This is a genomic window from Bacillus cereus group sp. N21 (assembly GCF_016483395.1).
Lineage (GTDB): Bacteria > Bacillota > Bacilli > Bacillales > Bacillaceae_G > Bacillus_A > Bacillus_A pseudomycoides.
The window spans coordinates 16,050-33,813 of the sequence record NZ_JAEHBX010000055.1; the positions used below are offsets into that span (position 1 = coordinate 16,050).

The window sequence follows — 17,764 nt, forward strand, 5'->3', positions numbered from 1 at the left end:
AAGAAACTCTTAATATGTTTGGTATCGAATAAGATTACGCCTTTTATTTGGTATTTTAAGTGGCTTAAATGAGTTTTTAGAGGAAAAGGGGTGTTGGGATGATTTTTTTTAAGGTTATTGCATATATTTTTCTAAGTATAGGAGTTTGTACGCTTGTTTTGGCAGGAATAGCCGCAGTTGTAAAGAAACAAATGATAATCGCAAATATAAACCTATTATTGGCCATGTATTATTTTTGTTCGGGAAGTCTTCTTTATTTGTGCACGTTATGGGAAACACAAGATATTTTTCTACAAGCCTTTTTGATTTTAATTGTAGGAATTGCAATCATCCGATTGAGAAAAAGCTGGTACGTATCACAAATGCGTACCCATCTTCAAAAACTACAAGAGCAAGCGACAAATAAGAATGATCTGTGAGGAAATCCAGGAGAAAAGGAGTGGAGAAATCTTGATACATCAATATGAATTGAATTTTTCAGTGATGTATAGCGGCAAGGTAACAGACTCACAATCTACGATTATTCCAGCACAATCTTTAGAGGAAGCAAGTGAAAAATTGCAATTGGAAGTAAAGCGGCGATTAGGAAAATGTAGTATAACAGTGAATACAGCAAGTTTATGTGTTTCCGAAGAGAGTCGGTATGCAATTGAACAAAAATAGAAGGATAAAAGTCTTGTTTCTATAACAAGGCTTTTTTATTATTTTATAGGCTAATCTTGACGTGGGATTTTGTATTGTAACAATGTATTAAGTTGTAGTTTTGAGAAGTGCATGAGTTTAAGTTTTCTTTGAAGTGAAAATGATAAGAAATATAGATAGCTTTGTTTAATATGAAAGTAGTAGAAGATAATGTATAATTTTGTATGTTGAGTTGGTGAATGTTTTTCAGTGTTATTATTGTATTTTTATAAATGATTATATTAATGTTAGGGGGTTTTTTAATGATTAAAGAGACATATCAAATAAACCTTGATACTGATATCCTCGTAGCATTAAGAGAAAAAGTAAATGAGCAACAGCATATTACTATAACTATAGATGATGGTGAGTATCATACGTGGGATAAACTTTGTGCAATAATGGATCGGCTAGATGATACTGTTGATTACTTAAATGAACTTAAATTAAATACTGATAAGTATCAGAGTAGTGCGTTTGATTTCTATAATTTCATAAATAATGCGGCTGTAGTCGTAGACTGTGTACTTGGATTAGCAAAGATATTTAATGTATCTAATGAAGAAATATGCAATTCAACAGAAATTTTTAATCAACTTGGTAATAATGGCACTGGAACGGATAAGAGATATTTTGAGTATTTACGTTCTTTATGCTCAGTTCATCCAATAGCGACAGATAGACATAAAATATATCGAGATAATAGCAAATTTGAATGTAGTCCATTTGTAATGTGGAATAACAATGGAATAAGAGTGGATGAAAATAGTGAGCTTATTGCAGTAGTTTATACAAATAAAGAAGGGGATTCTTACAAGAGAATTCAGATATACATATCACAGATATTTAAATATGTCGAAAGTAGATTAGAATTTGTTAAAGAAATAACAAATGCAATTGATGAATATCAAAAAGATATTATTGCTGGCTTTAAAATGAAGCCTATTAAACGAGAAAGCGAATTTGATACTTATATTGATTATCTAAAAAATCTAGATGAAGAGCTTAATAATCGATTTGGTTCAGAAAAAATTTATTCCTTTGATTATATTATTAAATTATTCGAACTGAAATTATCTAATCTTGAAAACCAAAATAAAATGAATTTGTATCTAAGCGCATTAAAATATGCAATAAAGTTTGAACATAATAGTATGCAGAATATGAGTTATGAAGGATTCGAAAATAATGGATTAATTTATGCTAAAGAAAACCTAGAAACCTCCCTATATATTGAATTACATTCACTTAATAGCGGAAGTTCCGAAAGAAGAAAATACAGCTATAATTTGGAGAAGATTCACTATTTAAGTTATGATTCAGGTTACAATAATAAAGAATGGGCGTATACACAGCTAAAAGGCGCACATACATTTTTAGAAAAGTATGTTTCTTTCCAAGGTGCTCAGAGTGATTTTGAGCATTATGCATTGGTTCAACTAGCGTTATACTTAAACTGTTTAGAAAATAAATGCATAGCAAATGAAAATATTCCCAATGATTTAAAATTTCGAAGAAGACTATTGCTGGAAGACGAAATGAAGGAACTATTTTCTGGTAAATAGTTTTTTATTATTAATATACTAACGTAAAAAAGCGCAAGAAAAAACAGTCACATGTTTTTCTTGCGCTTTTGTTTGTGCTACACCGTGAATTAGCTTTTTAAATGTTATAAGTTATGTAATTGCTCTTTTGGTTTTACTTAGTTTGAAAATAATAAGGAGCTACTACCCCTTTTTCTAATAATTTTTGAACGCCATTAGGAAAGTAAAACATAATTTTTTCAGCTTCTTTTAGGTCTATCCAACTAATTTCAGTAATTTCATTTTGATCTTGAATAGATATTTCTCCGCCTACTATTCTAGCCACAAAGGTGAAAATTACAGCATGTGCATGTGGAAAAAACTTTTCATTAATAGCAAATATATCTTTAATTTCAACTGTTAACCCTGTTTCTTCAAATGTCTCACGGATAACAGCCTGTTCCAATGTTTCACCACTTTCTCTTGCTCCTCCTGGTAGGCTCCATTCACTACCATTTTCACGTTTGTTTCCAACCATAAGGATTTTTCTATTTGTATCATCATAAATAAGTGCAACCACATCGACTCGTTCCATAATTTCTCCTCCACTAAATAATTAAAATCTATATTATACCTTATTAATGAAATTTTAAAAATTTAACTAGAACCTAATGCAACACAATTTAAAATAGCTAAAAAATAAATGGAAAATAAAAAGATGCCATATGGCACCTTTTTATAATTGAATCACTTCTTCAAATTCAATGAATTGGTTTAAAGATTCATCTGTGTATTTAATACCTTTGCATTTAATTCTGTTTTCTGTTAAAATATCGAAGCTTGTAATTTGTACCTTAAAATCATATGAGGTAATTTGCGTTTTTTCTTTACTTGTTAGGTTATATGTAAACAAATTTCCTCCGATTGCTACAGTTCCGTGCCCAAAGCCAATGATTACTCCGAGCGTTTCGTGATCGAGCCATTTCACAAATTTTGGAATAAAGTTTTCTTCGGGTTGGATTAATGTTGTAAATTCTCCAATAATGTTATTAAACATATATAAAGAACCTAAAGCTTCCCATTCTAATGGATCGATGAATACCGTATTCTGTCCATTTGGGGATACAATTGGTTCACTTGGATATTCAAAATCCATTTTTTCTTTGTGTTCATTTTCTACTTTATAAATAATACGATCATCATAATCATATTCTAATTTATACATTTGCTTCCTCTCCTTCTTCTGGTAAATGTCCGTGAAGTAGGACATATTTTAATTCTGTATGATCTCGCACAATCTCTTCTAATTCTGCTAGGGTAAATACTACTAATTTAAACCCCATATTTTGTTCGAGACTATGTAAAAAATCATAAAAGTTTGATGTAGGATTGTGTGGAGTAACTAATACCCACCCATCTGGATGGTGCTGTTTTGCCTTCACAATTTCATTAAATACTTCTGATTGTTGTGGCATACGTTTTTCACGTTTACATTGGAATATCCAGGTTTGTTCAAACCCTAGATTAAAAGGTAATTCTACATAATATTTTGCAACAACATCTCGTCCTTTATCTCCGCCGCCTCTTCCAAACCACTCTCGGTTTCGAAAACCCTTTTTTCCTAAGACATGGAAAATGAACTTTTCGAAATGACGCGGATTAATTGAATTCCAATCGATCATATTCTCCGTCTCCTGTTCTTTTTATTGTTAGTATACCGTAATTTTATAGAATTTAAAAAATTGATGATGAAAGCAAAGCATTGAGATTAGTAAAAAATAATAAATAAAAAATTGATTCGTAAATAGTTTAGAAATAATAGTAAGGCTATAGTCTGTTTTTACACGTATCTCGGTGGAACCCTTTCAATTAGTTGAATTTGAAAAATGTCATTATCCGTAATACCAAGCACCCTCATTTCCTCTTTAAAAGAGCGCCAGGGTTCAACCTTAATGGATTTCGTGCTTTTATCTCTTAACGTGTATTCTCTTATATAATATGATTTCTGTTCCTTATGTTCTTTCATTGTGAAGCCTCCATTGCGATAATAAGAAGGAGAGGAAAGCACTTTAAATAAGTGCTTTCCTTTTTTGACATGTACCTGTGACCTACAGATTACTCTTCAATAATAATTATATATCTATTGAATAATATTTGGTTTCAATTTTTGATCTTTAATCGGAATTCCTCTGTTACTGATTCAAATTAGCACAAATATAACTAATAGTATAATTTTTGCTGATTTGGTTAGGATGGTGACATCAGGGACATGAAGAGGTGAGATTTTGGGAGTAACAATTAAGATAATGAAATATCAAATTTTATGTCCAATGAATGTCGATTGGACAATATTTGAAAAGCATTTACGGAACTTAACATATCAGGTCAGAACGATAAGTAATCGAACCATTCAACAACTATGGGAGTTTGATGCTTTATCCTTTGACTACTTTAAAGCAAGAGGGACATACCCTACTGTCCAAGATTTGTATGGGTGTACACAGAAGAAAATTGACGGTTATATATACCATAAATTACAAAGTAAATATCCAGATATACATAAAGGAAACATGTCTACCACTCTTCAAAAAATTATAAAAACGTGGAAGAGTAGAAGAAATGAAATTAGAAAAGGTGAAATGTCAATTCCTTCTTTTCGAAATCGCATACCAATTGATCTCCATAATAATTCTGTAGACATAACAAAAGAGAAGAATGGAGATTATATTGCTGGTATATCTCTTTTTTCACGAGATTTTCATAAGGAAAATGGCGATGTCCCAAAAGGGAAGATTTTTGTAAAGTTAGGTACCAAAAAACAAAAAAGCATGAAAGTTATTTTAGACCGATTAATGAATCAAACATACAGCAAAGGCGCATGTATGATTCATAAATACAAAAATAAGTGGTATTTATCAATTACTTATAAATTCAATGCTTTAAAAGAAAATAAATTTGATAAAGAATTAATCATGGGAATTGATATGGGTGGAATAAATACAGTTTACTTTGCATTTAATGAAGGGTTTATTCGTAGCAATATTAAAGGTGATGAAATTAAAGCGTTTAATGAAAGAATTCGACAGAGACGTATCAATTTACTGAAACAAAGTAAATATTGTAGTAATAGTAGAACGGGAAAAGGTAGGGCAAAACGGTTACAGCCAATAGACGTGTTAAGTAATAAAATAGCTAAGTTTCGAAATAGCACCAACCATAAATATGCAAACTATATAATAAAACAGTGTCTAAAACATAATTGCGGGCGTATTCAAATGGAACTTTTAAAAGGCATATCAAAAAATGATAAGGTTCTTAAAGATTGGACTTATTTTGATTTGCAGGAGAAGATCAAAAATCAAGCTGAGATTCATGGAATTGAAGTTATTAAAGTTGCCCCTGCATATACGAGTCAACGATGTAGTCAATGCGGATATATTTGTAAAGAAAATCGTTGTACACAAGCTGTGTTTGAATGTAAGCAGTGTGGATATAAAACACATGCTGATTATAATGCGGCGAAAAACATTTCTACTTATGACATCGAAAATATTATAAATAAACAATTAGCGGTACAAAGCAAATTGCATTCAAAAAAATGTATGGAGGAGTATATAGAAAAGTTAGGTTATCTGGATTAATGTAGGTAATTGAGTCGATATTAAATAATTTGGTGGATTTACACGCCATAAATGGAGAAGTAGCACATAAGAAATTTACCAAGTGCCAACACTCCGTAAGGTAGTATCAAATGTAAATAAACATTGATGCGTGGGCATTTTTCATGCTCTGAAGGGTGTAACACAAAGACCGTTACACGATACATCTATTTGCTGGTAAAATAATGTTTGAAATTCATCTTATCAAGTTTTTACCGAATTTGTTAAAGTAACTTTATTTATTTTATTTGTGTTTAACATTAACATAAGATGTGTTTAAATGATTTTTTTAAATCGCATAGACAGAAATGTAATTCGTTTAACATTAATATAAGATGTATTTAAATTGAGTCCAATAGGCTCGTTCTTGTTTGGATTCACTCGGTGAATAATAACATAAGATGTATTTAAGTACATGCGTATCCAATATAGAAAATCTGGCAATCGTAAGTTTTACACTAACATAAGATGTATTTAAATACTTCCAGGTAAAATTCTAGGGTAGAAATACATCGTTTAAAATTAAGATAAGATGTGATTAAATATGTTTACAAAAAGCAGTAAACTAAGATACGAAAATTGATTTTATCAATACGAGTTTTTTCTTTTACATATTAAAATGGAAGTACCCTTTCAATGTAGACTAACCCCTTCACAAAACGTGAAGGGGTTTTTTTATTTAACAAATGAGTTTTACAAAAGATACAAAATGTTAAATTTGTAAAAGCCATTGATTTTAAGTAGAAATGCTGAAATCAATGGCTTTTTATATAGATATTTAACGAACAGTTTTACAAACAATAAAAAATTATCAACTTAGTTTTACTTTTTATAAATAATACGTCCTTAAAAGGATACATAAATATAACGAATCTTCACTATACCCTTAGTAAAGGTCTCAAGATAAAACCGCTTTCAGTCCTATAAAACTAAGGAGCGGTTTCTTTCCGCCCATCGTAGAAGAATAATCTCATCTGAAGTCTCTCTAGCAGGGTCTTCAGAAAAACAAAAACTGATTGTTAGATCATCCTTTAATTTTTTAAATAATTCTGGTCTCAATAGTTCTGCTTTTTGATTATTTTCAGGCCTTCTTTGCCCTGGTGTACCATCATTTTTAAGTCCGTTTCTTTTGACACCAAAACAGTAGATACCATCGGAATCAGATTTATTCAAATACTTTGTTATAGATTTTTCTAATGCCGAATCTTTATTTATAATTAATTGATTTGGAATAAAAGTAGAAAAATATTGTGTGAATTGCTGAATGATATCTCCTAGATTTTCTTGATTAAAATCGATTTCGAAAAACTCTCTAAACGACTTATAAGTTGGAAAATGTAATTTATATAAATCTGCATACGCACATAAGCTTTCGGAACCATGTCCCTTTTTTATAAATTCCAGTTTTACAATCGCATATGGACTATCCTTAGTTTCCCCTTTTGAATAAACTTTTACTAAAACAATATATTCTCTCTTTTTATACTGAAATAGAAAAGCGTCTACAGCCCAATCTCTTTTCTTTAATTCATCTCGGATAAGTTTTAAATTGAATAAACGAGCTTCTTGTGAACACATTAAGTAATCCTCCATCCCTCTAAATATTTTAAATATTCTTTCATATTTATTTTAAATATAAAGTGAAATTTTTACAAATTCAATCATGTCATATAATATAGTGTCCCAAAAAGTAAAGTTTTTGGGACACCTATTATATACAAGTAGTTAGGGGGCAATGTCATAGACTAAAGATTGTTCCAAAAATTTATTTCAAATATCTTTGTTTTGATCGTTAGTTTTTGGATTATAATGTTTTTCATGTACGGAGAAAGCTTGTTACAATAAAAAATGGCATAGGGTATGAAATATAAAGCTATAGAATATATAAGGGAGAGGTTTCATGAAATCAACAGGGATAACTCGAAAATTAGATCAATTAGGACGTATTGTGATACCAATGGAGTTAAGACGCACGCTGGAAATTGAAGAAAAGACACCATTAGAGATTTATGTAGAAGGTGAAAAGATTATCTTGAAAAAATATGAATCGCATGGCGCTTGTGTAATAACAGGAGAAGTATCTGATAAAAATATTTCTTTAGCAGACGGAAAAATTACGTTAAGCCCAGCAGGTGCAAAGCTTATACTAGAGGAAATACAGAAGAATCTTGTAAAATAATTAATTGGCTCCTTTTAGAGGGGCTTTTTTGAGTCATATTTAAATAATTTAACGTACCATAATTATTAACAAAAAATAAATCCGTAATACTAGAGGATTCTTTCAATAACATTGAGAAATACGTCTATAAAACAGTATTTTAATTTAAGTATGATACGATTATATAAAGGAGGGAGCCATATGAATGGTCTACAAGAAGAAACTTATGAATTATTAAAAGAGAAAAAAGAGCAAATCACTGTATTTTTGGTTCTGTTGCAAAGATTACATCCATTTGAAAGAGGTATATAGATTCCTAATGGAATCTGTTCTTATGCAGCTATTCCAAATAGTTGATGAATGAAATTCACTTGACTTGTCCCGTAAAGCAAGTTGTCCTTTTTTAATGATATGCATCGCTTCTATTCCGAAAAGAATAGATTTGGCTGTACGAAAAGATTTCAATCCTAACATCGAACGAACTCTCTTTTTAATAAAACGATGATCTTGTTCCACAATGTTATTCAGATATTTTATCTGTCTGAGTTTGATGCCTATGGGCATCTTTTTCTCTTTCTTCAACTCAGCAATTGCTATAGGATAGGCAGGGTTCTTGTCTACTGTGATAACGCGGGGGTTTGAAACATGAAAAGACCGCAAAGTTTTTTGAAATAACGCTTTGCAGCCTTATGATTTCTTGTTTTACTTAAATAAAAATCAATTGTATTTCCTTTTGAATCAACAGCACGATATAGGTACATCCATTGACCTTTGACTTTCACATACGTCTCATCAACTCGCCAAGAATCATTGGTTGTCTTAAGATGACACCTTATTCGCTCATCTAATTCAGGGCCATATTGATGAACCAAGCTCATGATGGTTGTATGAGCAATAAATAACCCGCGTTCTTCCATCATTTCGACTAAATCACGAAAAAGGTTGTATCGTAGATACCATCTTACGGTTAATAAAATAATATCAGGTTGATAATGTTTCCACTTGAATAGATTTTGTTTTTTCATACTGATCACGTCCTTATTTAGAGTACTAGTATCAGTATGTCCATGGTTTGAAGATTCATTGCACAAGCTTTAGAGTTTTTGCACCAGAACCGTTTTTTGTAATAAAAATTGAATATTAAATTTGTAATTTAAAATGAAATGAAACAAATTTTATGTATCTCCATTAATATTGTGGTAATTAAAACCCAAAAGGTTCAAAATCTAGAAGACTTTGAACCTTTTGATGTCTATAGGACATAGTTACTTTACCAAAGCTTTTACGAAGGATAGCATTAATCTAAAATCTCTAGCTAAGACTCACATAATGTAATTTAATCTTGTATCAGCAAGATTTAACACACTCATAGCCAAGGTAACCTATATTCTTACAGGCTTGACAATATCTACTTTTACCACAACAAATTTCTCGTGTAGTACAGTATCTATTAGGGCCGCAACTATCTGGGTATCCCGGATCCGGGTGTCCTTGTTCTTTAATTTCACTGTTCTCTTTTTTCATGACTCACAACTCCTTTTTTAGTATAGATTAATTAAATACACTCTGATAATCTTAAATCGTTCTATAATTTTTTTCTTATGTTGAAACCTAAATCTTGTTTCACTTCACTCTATTCATACCCTTCTCACACTATAAGTCTTTCTATCTTAATTCTTAAGTACTTAAAACATAACTTAACTAGCAATTTTCTCCGTTTAAGACATAGAATGAAACAAATAGAATTGCGCCAAAGATTTTGTATCCCTCGTCTTTATTAAAGTGAAAGAATTCATTAAAAACTAAAAACCTATATGTTTTTAATCTTAAATAGCTTTAAAATTAACTTTAAGAGAAATTTAAAGCTATTTGTAAAATAATCTCACTAGATTCAAAATCATTTATACAAATATTAAAAATAAGATAATATTTGTATAAATCAGAGGGGGTATGGGGATGTTTAGAACAGATATTAAAAATATAAAAGAATTTCAAAGAGATTTAGAAGAAGAATTAATAAAAGCAAAAGAGAAAGCAATTGAAGAACCACCTGGTTTTTTTGATTATATAGAGAAAGAAAAAGAAAACTAGCAATCACTAGTTTTCTTTTTTAAGGTGACAGTTGGATTCGAACCAACACTCTAAGTTTATGCTATACTTTTGCCTTTCCTAATTGGCTATGTCACCATTTAAAGAGGCGACAATCGGATTCGAACCGATGCTAAAGGTTTTGCAGACCTTTGCCTTACCACTTGGCTATGCCGCCATATATTCCTTTTAATTCACAAAATTGAACTTTTTATACAAAAATCAATTTGCTTTTTTCTCAAATTGATGATTAAATACTACTTTGTTAATCCCTATTGAAGGTGCAGAAAATACTAACATCATACTCTTTTTCAATGAAATTATGAAAGCTCTGTAATTTATTTGTGTAAACCATAGCTAAATCTTGATAAAAACAAACATCATCTGCTTGACAACAATCTAAGCATTTGGTAATGGTCATTAAATCCTTTTTAAGTTCGTTGTATCTTTTAAGTTCTTTTTCAATTGCATTCATATAAGTCCCTCCTACATTTAAAAAATTATACATTTATAAAAAGAGGAACAAATACTTGATTTATCAAAACAAAACAAAAATTATATTTATTTCATTCGAATTACATCTTTCAATGTTTCGATGACATCTGTTAATCTTTCAAGTTTCTTTTCAAATCTAATTAATAAATAAACAGCTAATGCAACAGGGAATCCAAAATTACCAATAGCCGAAAACCATGGTTCTAAATGATTAGGATCCAAGTTACTCACACCACCTTTCTAAATTAGTTGTATTAGACCATTTCCTTCTTCAAGATATGAATGCCCTAATTTTTTTGCATGTTTAACTAAGTAAAAGTATGCTAAGTATGATGCAACTATCGGATTATTCGTTTGAGAAGAAATCATATTCAAAACTAAAGCAAGTGCACCTGAAACAAAAGGTGTAGCCATCGATGTACCGGTTAATTTCGCATATTTTCCATCTAGAAATGTTGATACAATATTATCTCCAGGAGCTACAAAGTCTAAATTAATATTCGTATTTGAATACGATGAAATCTCCCCTAATTGATTCACTGCACCTACTTGTATTACTTCCTGATAGAATCCTGGATAAGAAATCTCTATAGTATCCGTGTTCCCATCTCCTTCATTACCTGCAGCCACAACAATTAATATCCCTTTATTCCTAGCATCCTTTATCACTGTGTGCAAGTCTTCTCTATGAACAATTCCACCTAATGACATATTAATTATAGAAACTTTTTCACCATTTGGCCCTACCCAATTCATTGCATATTTTAACGCTTTTATCACTTTGTTATAACTACCTTTTCCATATGCATCAATCGTTTTTAATACAAGAATCTTACTTCTAGGAGCAACACCCACATTCCCTATCTCATTTTCTCCAGCTGCAATGATTCCCGCTACATGAGTACCATGTCCACGATAGTCTTCAAAGATTTGAGGATCACCATTATCATCATTTGTAAAATTATATCCACCAATAATACTATTCTTTAAATAAGGATGCCCTACATGACAACCAGTATCTATAACAGCAATTACAACTCCGTCACCTTTTTCACTTGAATTCCAAACATCTTTCGCTTTAATTAAATTGATTCCGAATGAATCAACCTTTTGTTTACCGAATATTTCATTTACCATTACGGGACTCTCTGTAATAACAACCATAATGTTCTCTCCTTCGAAAAATATTATAATTATTAAAGAGAAAATACCGAAAACAAACTAAAAGAATTCAAAAATAAAAGTACTCTATAAGATAGCGCTAAATGTGAATTTGAAACAATAAAAACACACTATTTTTCAAGAGCATTTTATTATTAGGAAGCAATGTGAAATCGGAATGGGATTTATTCTAAACAATGATGCTCAGCACAAGCAGAATAAAAAAGATGCCCCCTGTCAAAACAGGAAACATCCTTTTTCATAGAATAGTAAAATTTTTAAACTCTTTAAACGAAAGATACTTCCCTTCATTTCTTTTATAAGTATATATTACCTACTCAGTGCTTCAACTAACTTAGTGGTAGTGAAACCAATTATTTTTTCTTCGGTTTGCTTATCATTATCTTTAATGATAAATAACGGAATTCCATCAGCATTATAAGCTTCAAACTCTTTTCTTGCGTGCTCATCTGTTACATCTTTATTAATATAATCGATTCTATTTTCTTCAAACCACTTCTTAGCTTTAACGCAAAAACTACAACCATTATGGCCATATAAAGTAATTTGTTTATTCATAGCAATTCCCCCTTTTTATTATCCATTTATAAAAGAGAACGCAACTGAAAAAATATCAAAATTCTTATTTAGTAAAACCAAAAGAACACTCTTCAAACATTTAAAATTCTGAATATTTTTTCATATCAGCATGGTAATATGGGATAATATAGGAAAAAATACAAAAAACAAAAAGTTATATTCCCATTTTCTATCAGGGTAAAAAGTGGGATAATATAGTAGATAGAACTTTTGTTCGGTTTCGTGCTGAAAATTTTTATTATTTTGATTTTTCGACAGGTGATTTCTCTTTTAATAGCGAGGAGGGTATTTTATGGCGGAGAAAAAAATTGAGAACTATCTAAAAAAACATAGAAAAAGAATGAACGAGCCTATAGTTCGTAACTTTTTAAGAAAAGATGAAAATTTCAATTTATTCAAGAATGCGATTATTAATCCAACGCTTACAAACAAAAAACTTTTGGACCAATCCTTTAAATCACATTACAAACAAGTGAAGGTCCTCAATTACGTAAGTCAACTCATTCATTACTATTCTATCGACTTCGATAAAAAGGTGAATCTTAATAAGCAGAGGAATTTATTAAACCTAGATATTACTGTCGAGGATAACAGTGGCAATCAAGCATCTATACATGATGTTCTAGCATCAACTGATGAAGATGAAACATATAATAATGTTATACAAGAGGAAAATCATTTAAAAAATCATTTGAGCGATGAGGTGCTGCTCTCTGAATTTAATAAGTTATCTAAAAAACAAATTAAAATACTAAATCTGTTTTACTTACAAGATTACACCAATAGAGAAATTGCTCAGATGCTTGGTGAGTCTGAGCAAACCATTTCTTATAATCACAAAAGTGCAATTAAAAAATTAAAACAAGCAATGAAACTAGAATTGGAGTGAAATGATAATGGAAGATTGTACAAAGGTTGATTTTGAAGAAATCATAGTAAAGTTCTCCCCAAAAATAAATAGGAGCTTGCGAAATACTCCTATACAAGAAAGAGAAGATCTAGAGCAAGAAATAATGATGAAAATTCACGAAAAAATCCCTTTCCTACAAAATATGTCCGCACCCACTTTTTTTGATTTTATAGAAAAAAACTAAATCGTTACAAGATTTCTATATGTAATTTTCACTACTTTATCAAAGCCCCACTAAAAACATAGTTTGGGGTTTTTCATTGTCTTATACTTTTTTAATCTCATTTCTGTTAAAGGCAACGACTCTTGAAAGCCGCCTTCTTAACCTACAAATAAGCAGATTCCAATTAAAGAAAAAATTTTTTTATTCTTTTTTTGAATTACTATCTTTTAATTCCTCTTATATAAGAGAATCACAAATTTTACTCAAGGAGGAAGCTATTATGTATAACATTGAAAACGGTCGTTACATGACACCAGAAGAGGTTCAAGAAGCATTAAAACAAGCAGCCGAACAAAAAGATTTTCAAAATTTCATTGCCGAGGTATCGTTACGTCAACCAATTGATGCTAAGAATCTTGAAGTTAAATTAGGTTACATGTTTGATGTACTTGAAGTAACACCACCCGTTGTGAGTATAGTTAAATCTCTTGTTTTACAAAACAAAGAAGGAAATGTACAATTAAACATTTTAGCATTTAACCAAGCCGGAGATACCGTAATTAATTACGATTTCAGTGCTGACTACAAAGAAGAAGGATCTGTAAAACAATATACCTTAAATAAGAAACTTGAGGTATCCCAACAACCTACTATTAATGTTGCAGCAATCGAGAACATCGGTCAATTTGAAGAATTCGATAACACTGTACCTTACAACGATCCTAACTACACTCCTGGAGAATCTTTAGAGAAATTGAATACTAAAGATATGTCAGTTGATGGATGCTTACCAGGCGGCTATAAACATTGTGGTAAGAACTGTGGTAATGGCGGACGATATGGTGGCGGTTCACCAATTAATGGTGTAGATACTTGTTGCCGTGCTCATGACCGTTGTTATGAAATGTTCGGATTTGACAAATGTTCTTGTGACAATACATTTGGTGATTGTGTACGTCCTTATAAAGGTAAATACGCAATGGCAACTGCTATCTTAGCTTGGTTAAGAGTTAAATCTTGCCGTTAATAAGAACAGGAAGTAGAGCATTTAAAATCAATGCTCTACCTCTGTTATCTTCTAACAGCCCTTTTTCTAATTACTTGGAGCAGCATTATTAAATAATTTAAATACTAAAATTAAAAATAGATTTGCTAATGCTATACCGCATAAAAAGAGAGCGGACATAAACTCACCTATTCCATTATTATATAAAAACAAGGAATAGAAGAAAACCGCTAAAATTACTGAAACAGCAGCTGGAATGAATTTGAAGATCGATCTTAGATGTGATTTTTTAGAAAGAAAAACAGTAGCTAACAATGTTACCGGGAAGAAAAAATATAATATTATCTGCATTATCATCATATTCACCTCCTTTCTAACAGCAAATATCTCAATATGATTTTACCATATTTATACATAATTATGATTTGATAAAATGCCCTATTTATTTATTAATCTATGGGTGGTACCCCATGTCCATCAACTTAAGAATTTGCTTTACCCCCAAGTGTAAAAAAACGCCATCCTTTCCTATAAGGAAACAGAAAGAAAGCGTATTTTTTTCATTTTAGGGGGTATTTTATTTTGTTAGTTTGAGAGTGATGTATGGTGACCCTTATTAGGGCTTTTTATTTCTTTCGTATGCCTTCAATTTGGTAAGTAGCAAAACAACGGCAATCTTTATCAAAAGGTGGGTGGTTCACTCCTATTACAGCATCTGAAACATTTGCAGTATGCCCTTCAAATTTTGCACATTTAGAACGAACTCTTTCGTCTTCTGTTAGCATATAATCACTTTTCTAGATATTAATTGTTCCGTCGCCGTTTCCAATCTAACCCAAAGGGGCAATACAGAGCAACTTTTTTAAGAAAGATACATCTTTATTTCAAATTCACAATTTCAAAGACCCCCCTTTTGTACGTGAAAATAAAATTAAATGGCTTAAAATGCGCCTGACGGCATCGTGATTTTTGAATATACATGCAAAATATGGTTTCATTTAACAATGTATCATAAAAATACCCTCCATTTTTTATTCACTCAGTTTTTAAACGATTTCTTTTTTCCCGTTGCAAGGTACTTACACTAATTCCTGTCATTCTTTCCACTTTTCTATAAGATTCTGTTTCTAACAAACCCAAAGCATGTTCTATTTGCTCCTTATTATATTTCTTCGGTCGCCCCTCTTTAAAATCAGGATTCAACTTAGCAATCGCTTTTCCTTCTTGTGTACGTTCTACAATCATATCTCTTTCAAATTCAGCGAATGCACTCAGGATATTAAACATCAATCTACCCGTTGGTGTATCTTCCACTACTCCCATATTAATGACATGAACCTTAACTCCTTTCTCAAATAACATTTTAATCGTTTGGATTGCATTTTCAGACGAACGTGCAAAACGATCTAATTTTGTTACAACTAGTGTGTCGCCATTTTCTAGTACAGAAAGTAGTTCTTGAAATTTTGGCCTATCAAATTTTGTACCTGTAAATTTTTCGGAGTAAATTTTCTCACAGCCTTCTTTTTCTAACATTCGAATTTGAGATTCCAAATCCTGGTTTAATGTACTCACCCTAGCATATCCATATTTAACCAAAATCTCACCTATTCTACGTTTACTTTTGACCATAAGTTTTGATGTAGGTCAATGTACTGATTTTATCACATCTCAAAACCATGTTCAAAACTTTTAAGTTATGACACTTAAAGACATGAAAAAAAGACTGTCTATCATCGGCAGTCTTGTTATTCAATTAAAGTATTGTTAATTAAATAAGAATTCGCTTTTCCATTCAGGGTCCTTTCTATCCTCTTCATTGTAATCAAGAAGGCATTCTTTCATTATTTTTGTATCTCTTGGCAATCTTTTTTCTAATTTTGACCATCCGTTAAAAATCATTTTATTTGGCAAAGGAAAAACAAACCCTGTAATACAATCCCAAAAGGCATCCCAATTTTCTCCATAAAAATAAGGGAATTCAAGCTTTTCTTTAAGGAGTAAATGTAATTCTTTTGTAGTATGGATATTGCTTACATCAATGACCATAATTGATTCACGTTCATTACCCAATTTATACACCTCATTAACATATTAGCCTTATATTTTATCATCCTTTTACAAGATATTCCTTCTTTTTATTGAATTAGCCTACCCTGTTAGTTAAACGAGGAACTCTTCCATAATTATTTAAGTTATGAATATAGAAGTTTTATTTCTACCACTACAGTAGTAATGAAAGCTATACCTTAAAATTTAGTTATGTATGTTTAGAATGCAAAATAACACTTAAAATTAGTGCACATTATCGATCGTATCCAAGGAAGCTAGCTTTGTCGTTTTGGGGATATTTCAATAAGGTATATGCTCATTTTCTTACTACTGATAATGAGACGTTATGTTAACCTTACATGAATAAGATATACATTAGAAACTTATTGTATTATGATAAGATTTAATAATCGAAAATTTAGATAATTTTATCTAGAAAAAGGAGAAATTCTAAACGTGAAGTTTTTTATAGGAATCATTCCACCAGAATCATACCTACATAAAATCCAGCAGTTTCAGAGACAATGGGAAAATAATCGTATTGTAGAAGTTGTTGAACCACATATTACTGTTAAAGCTCAAGGAGGACTTACTTCAGATCAAGAATGGTTAAAAAAAGTGGAGAAAGTTTGTAAACAAATACCTTCTTTCACTTTATCTTTAGGGAAACCACAATTCTTTGGAAAACAAGTTCTATTCTTAAGTGTAGAAGACTCAAAAGTTTATAAACTACATCGTCTTTTAGTAGAAGCAGTTTCTCCATCAGATGATTTGATTAAAAGGTATATGGAAATGGAACAGTATCATCCCCATTTAACGCTTGGACAAACCAATTGGGGTTTAACTTCCGATGAATTAGTACAAATGGAACAAGCGGCTAGAGATAAATTAACACCATATCCTGAATGGACCGTTAATTTCATAAGAATTTATCAAGAAATAGACGAGAATAAATATCAACCATACAAAGACATTCCGCTTTTAAATTTGTAAACTTAAAGATACATTGAATACCGATAAGTGGGGTTATGTAAACTTTATAAGGCGTATATTTCAAAAATAACTTTTATGATATTGAATATTCCGTTTATTCCGGTATAATATATCTATAAATCTTTATATAAAGGATGATAATAAATGTCTGGTAATGAGATTGGAATTAGTATTTTTGTTATTATTTTAGGATTATCTTCACTTTTAATGGCTTTTAAATATAATAAAGATTTTCATAATAATTATGTTCATACACGCCTTGGATCAGGAGAGCA

General features: G+C 30.8%; 23 protein-coding genes, 2 tRNA genes and 1 pseudogene. 10 read left to right on the forward strand and 16 right to left on the reverse strand.

What is annotated here, in order from left to right:
• Positions 1-98: 98 nt before the first annotated feature.
• The 3 genes from JDS96_RS22985 (at position 99) to JDS96_RS22995 (ending at position 2,246) form a co-directional block, all read left to right on the forward strand.
• Positions 99-419: a hypothetical protein gene (locus JDS96_RS22985; protein ID WP_199668116.1), complete on the forward strand. Its 321-nt coding sequence runs from the start codon at positions 99-101 to the stop codon at positions 417-419.
• A gap of 31 nt (positions 420-450) precedes the next feature.
• Positions 451-663, forward strand: coding sequence for a hypothetical protein (locus tag JDS96_RS22990; protein WP_199668117.1), 213 nt, complete (start codon positions 451-453; stop codon positions 661-663).
• A 281-nt stretch (positions 664-944) separates the two neighbouring features.
• Positions 945-2,246 (forward strand): hypothetical protein, encoded by a 1,302-nt coding sequence (locus JDS96_RS22995; RefSeq protein WP_199668119.1) that lies wholly within the window; start codon positions 945-947, stop codon positions 2,244-2,246.
• Between the two features lie 133 nt (positions 2,247-2,379).
• Here the strand turns inward: JDS96_RS22995 and JDS96_RS23000 are convergent, their stop codons facing one another.
• The 4 genes from JDS96_RS23000 to JDS96_RS23015 form a co-directional block, all read right to left on the reverse strand.
• The gene (locus JDS96_RS23000) at positions 2,380-2,799 is read right to left on the reverse strand and encodes an NUDIX domain-containing protein (RefSeq protein ID WP_199668120.1); all 420 of its coding nucleotides are present in this window, start codon (positions 2,797-2,799) and stop codon (positions 2,380-2,382) included.
• 141 nt (positions 2,800-2,940) lie between these two features.
• The gene (locus JDS96_RS23005) at positions 2,941-3,429 is read right to left on the reverse strand and encodes a DUF4652 domain-containing protein (protein WP_242479970.1); all 489 of its coding nucleotides are present in this window, start codon (positions 3,427-3,429) and stop codon (positions 2,941-2,943) included.
• Positions 3,422-3,886, reverse strand: coding sequence for a restriction endonuclease (locus JDS96_RS23010; RefSeq protein WP_061185112.1), 465 nt, complete (start codon positions 3,884-3,886; stop codon positions 3,422-3,424). Before JDS96_RS23010 ends, JDS96_RS23005 begins: the two co-directional genes overlap by 8 nt.
• 158 nt (positions 3,887-4,044) lie before the next feature.
• A complete protein-coding gene (locus tag JDS96_RS23015) occupies positions 4,045-4,230 on the reverse strand; it encodes a hypothetical protein (protein ID WP_088024402.1) in 186 nt (61 codons plus the stop codon).
• A gap of 259 nt (positions 4,231-4,489) precedes the next feature.
• Between JDS96_RS23015 and JDS96_RS23020 the strand changes: the two genes are divergently transcribed.
• Positions 4,490-5,845: an RNA-guided endonuclease TnpB family protein gene (locus JDS96_RS23020; protein ID WP_199668121.1), complete on the forward strand. Its 1,356-nt coding sequence runs from the start codon at positions 4,490-4,492 to the stop codon at positions 5,843-5,845.
• Positions 5,846-6,784: 939 nt separating this feature from the next.
• Here JDS96_RS23020 and JDS96_RS23025 read toward each other — a convergent pair.
• Positions 6,785-7,441, reverse strand: coding sequence for a DUF6037 family protein (locus JDS96_RS23025; RefSeq protein ID WP_199668122.1), 657 nt, complete (start codon positions 7,439-7,441; stop codon positions 6,785-6,787).
• Between the two features lie 322 nt (positions 7,442-7,763).
• On the opposite strand from JDS96_RS23025, the gene JDS96_RS23030 reads away from it, so the two are divergent.
• Positions 7,764-8,042, forward strand: coding sequence for an AbrB/MazE/SpoVT family DNA-binding domain-containing protein (locus JDS96_RS23030; protein WP_199668124.1), 279 nt, complete (start codon positions 7,764-7,766; stop codon positions 8,040-8,042).
• Positions 8,043-8,353: 311 nt separating this feature from the next.
• Here the strand turns inward: JDS96_RS23030 and JDS96_RS23040 are convergent.
• A pseudogene (locus JDS96_RS23040) lies at positions 8,354-9,046 on the reverse strand (IS6 family transposase).
• Positions 9,047-9,977: 931 nt separating this feature from the next.
• Here JDS96_RS23040 and JDS96_RS32880 point away from each other — a divergent pair.
• Positions 9,978-10,112: a hypothetical protein gene (locus tag JDS96_RS32880; RefSeq protein WP_274605962.1), complete on the forward strand. Its 135-nt coding sequence runs from the start codon at positions 9,978-9,980 to the stop codon at positions 10,110-10,112.
• A gap of 22 nt (positions 10,113-10,134) precedes the next feature.
• Here the strand turns inward: JDS96_RS32880 and JDS96_RS23045 are convergent.
• From JDS96_RS23045 to JDS96_RS23070, 6 genes are all read right to left on the reverse strand, one after another.
• Positions 10,135-10,208: transfer RNA gene (locus JDS96_RS23045), tRNA-Ala, on the reverse strand.
• Positions 10,209-10,216: 8 nt separating this feature from the next.
• A tRNA-Cys gene (locus tag JDS96_RS23050) sits at positions 10,217-10,287 on the reverse strand.
• An 87-nt stretch (positions 10,288-10,374) separates the two neighbouring features.
• A complete protein-coding gene (locus JDS96_RS23055) occupies positions 10,375-10,584 on the reverse strand; it encodes a hypothetical protein (protein ID WP_199668126.1) in 210 nt (69 codons plus the stop codon).
• Between the two features lie 86 nt (positions 10,585-10,670).
• The gene (locus JDS96_RS23060; RefSeq protein ID WP_199668127.1) at positions 10,671-10,826 is read right to left on the reverse strand and encodes a YvrJ family protein; all 156 of its coding nucleotides are present in this window, start codon (positions 10,824-10,826) and stop codon (positions 10,671-10,673) included.
• Positions 10,827-10,844: 18 nt separating this feature from the next.
• Positions 10,845-11,768 carry a S8 family peptidase gene (locus tag JDS96_RS23065; RefSeq protein WP_199668129.1) on the reverse strand — a complete coding sequence of 308 codons (924 nt, stop codon included), beginning with the start codon at positions 11,766-11,768 and terminating at the stop codon, positions 10,845-10,847.
• Positions 11,769-12,095: 327 nt separating this feature from the next.
• Positions 12,096-12,344, reverse strand: coding sequence for a glutaredoxin family protein (locus JDS96_RS23070; protein WP_199668131.1), 249 nt, complete (start codon positions 12,342-12,344; stop codon positions 12,096-12,098).
• A 313-nt stretch (positions 12,345-12,657) separates the two neighbouring features.
• On the opposite strand from JDS96_RS23070, the gene JDS96_RS23075 reads away from it, so the two are divergent.
• The 3 genes from JDS96_RS23075 (at position 12,658) to JDS96_RS23085 (ending at position 14,465) form a co-directional block, all read left to right on the forward strand.
• Positions 12,658-13,254 carry a sigma-70 family RNA polymerase sigma factor gene (locus tag JDS96_RS23075; protein ID WP_199668132.1) on the forward strand — a complete coding sequence of 199 codons (597 nt, stop codon included), beginning with the start codon at positions 12,658-12,660 and terminating at the stop codon, positions 13,252-13,254.
• Positions 13,255-13,261: 7 nt separating this feature from the next.
• Positions 13,262-13,459 carry a hypothetical protein gene (locus JDS96_RS23080; protein WP_199668133.1) on the forward strand — a complete coding sequence of 66 codons (198 nt, stop codon included), beginning with the start codon at positions 13,262-13,264 and terminating at the stop codon, positions 13,457-13,459.
• A 259-nt stretch (positions 13,460-13,718) separates the two neighbouring features.
• Entirely contained in the window at positions 13,719-14,465 is a 747-nt protein-coding gene (locus JDS96_RS23085; RefSeq protein WP_199668134.1) for a phospholipase A2 family protein, read from the forward strand.
• Positions 14,466-14,531: 66 nt separating this feature from the next.
• Here the strand turns inward: JDS96_RS23085 and JDS96_RS23090 are convergent, their stop codons facing one another.
• The 4 genes from JDS96_RS23090 to JDS96_RS23105 form a co-directional block, all read right to left on the reverse strand.
• Positions 14,532-14,801 (reverse strand): hypothetical protein, encoded by a 270-nt coding sequence (locus JDS96_RS23090; protein WP_242479971.1) that lies wholly within the window; start codon positions 14,799-14,801, stop codon positions 14,532-14,534.
• Between the two features lie 269 nt (positions 14,802-15,070).
• Entirely contained in the window at positions 15,071-15,229 is a 159-nt protein-coding gene (locus tag JDS96_RS33320) for a phage minor head protein (protein WP_199668135.1), read from the reverse strand.
• Positions 15,230-15,479: 250 nt separating this feature from the next.
• Positions 15,480-16,076, reverse strand: a complete 597-nt coding sequence (locus JDS96_RS23100; RefSeq protein ID WP_199668136.1) for a recombinase family protein — start codon at positions 16,074-16,076, stop codon at positions 15,480-15,482.
• 135 nt (positions 16,077-16,211) lie between these two features.
• Positions 16,212-16,517: a barstar family protein gene (locus tag JDS96_RS23105; RefSeq protein ID WP_199668137.1), complete on the reverse strand. Its 306-nt coding sequence runs from the start codon at positions 16,515-16,517 to the stop codon at positions 16,212-16,214.
• A 435-nt stretch (positions 16,518-16,952) separates the two neighbouring features.
• Between JDS96_RS23105 and JDS96_RS23110 the strand changes: the two genes are divergently transcribed.
• Positions 16,953-17,489, forward strand: coding sequence for a 2'-5' RNA ligase family protein (locus tag JDS96_RS23110; protein WP_199668139.1), 537 nt, complete (start codon positions 16,953-16,955; stop codon positions 17,487-17,489).
• Positions 17,490-17,764 lie beyond the last annotated feature (275 nt).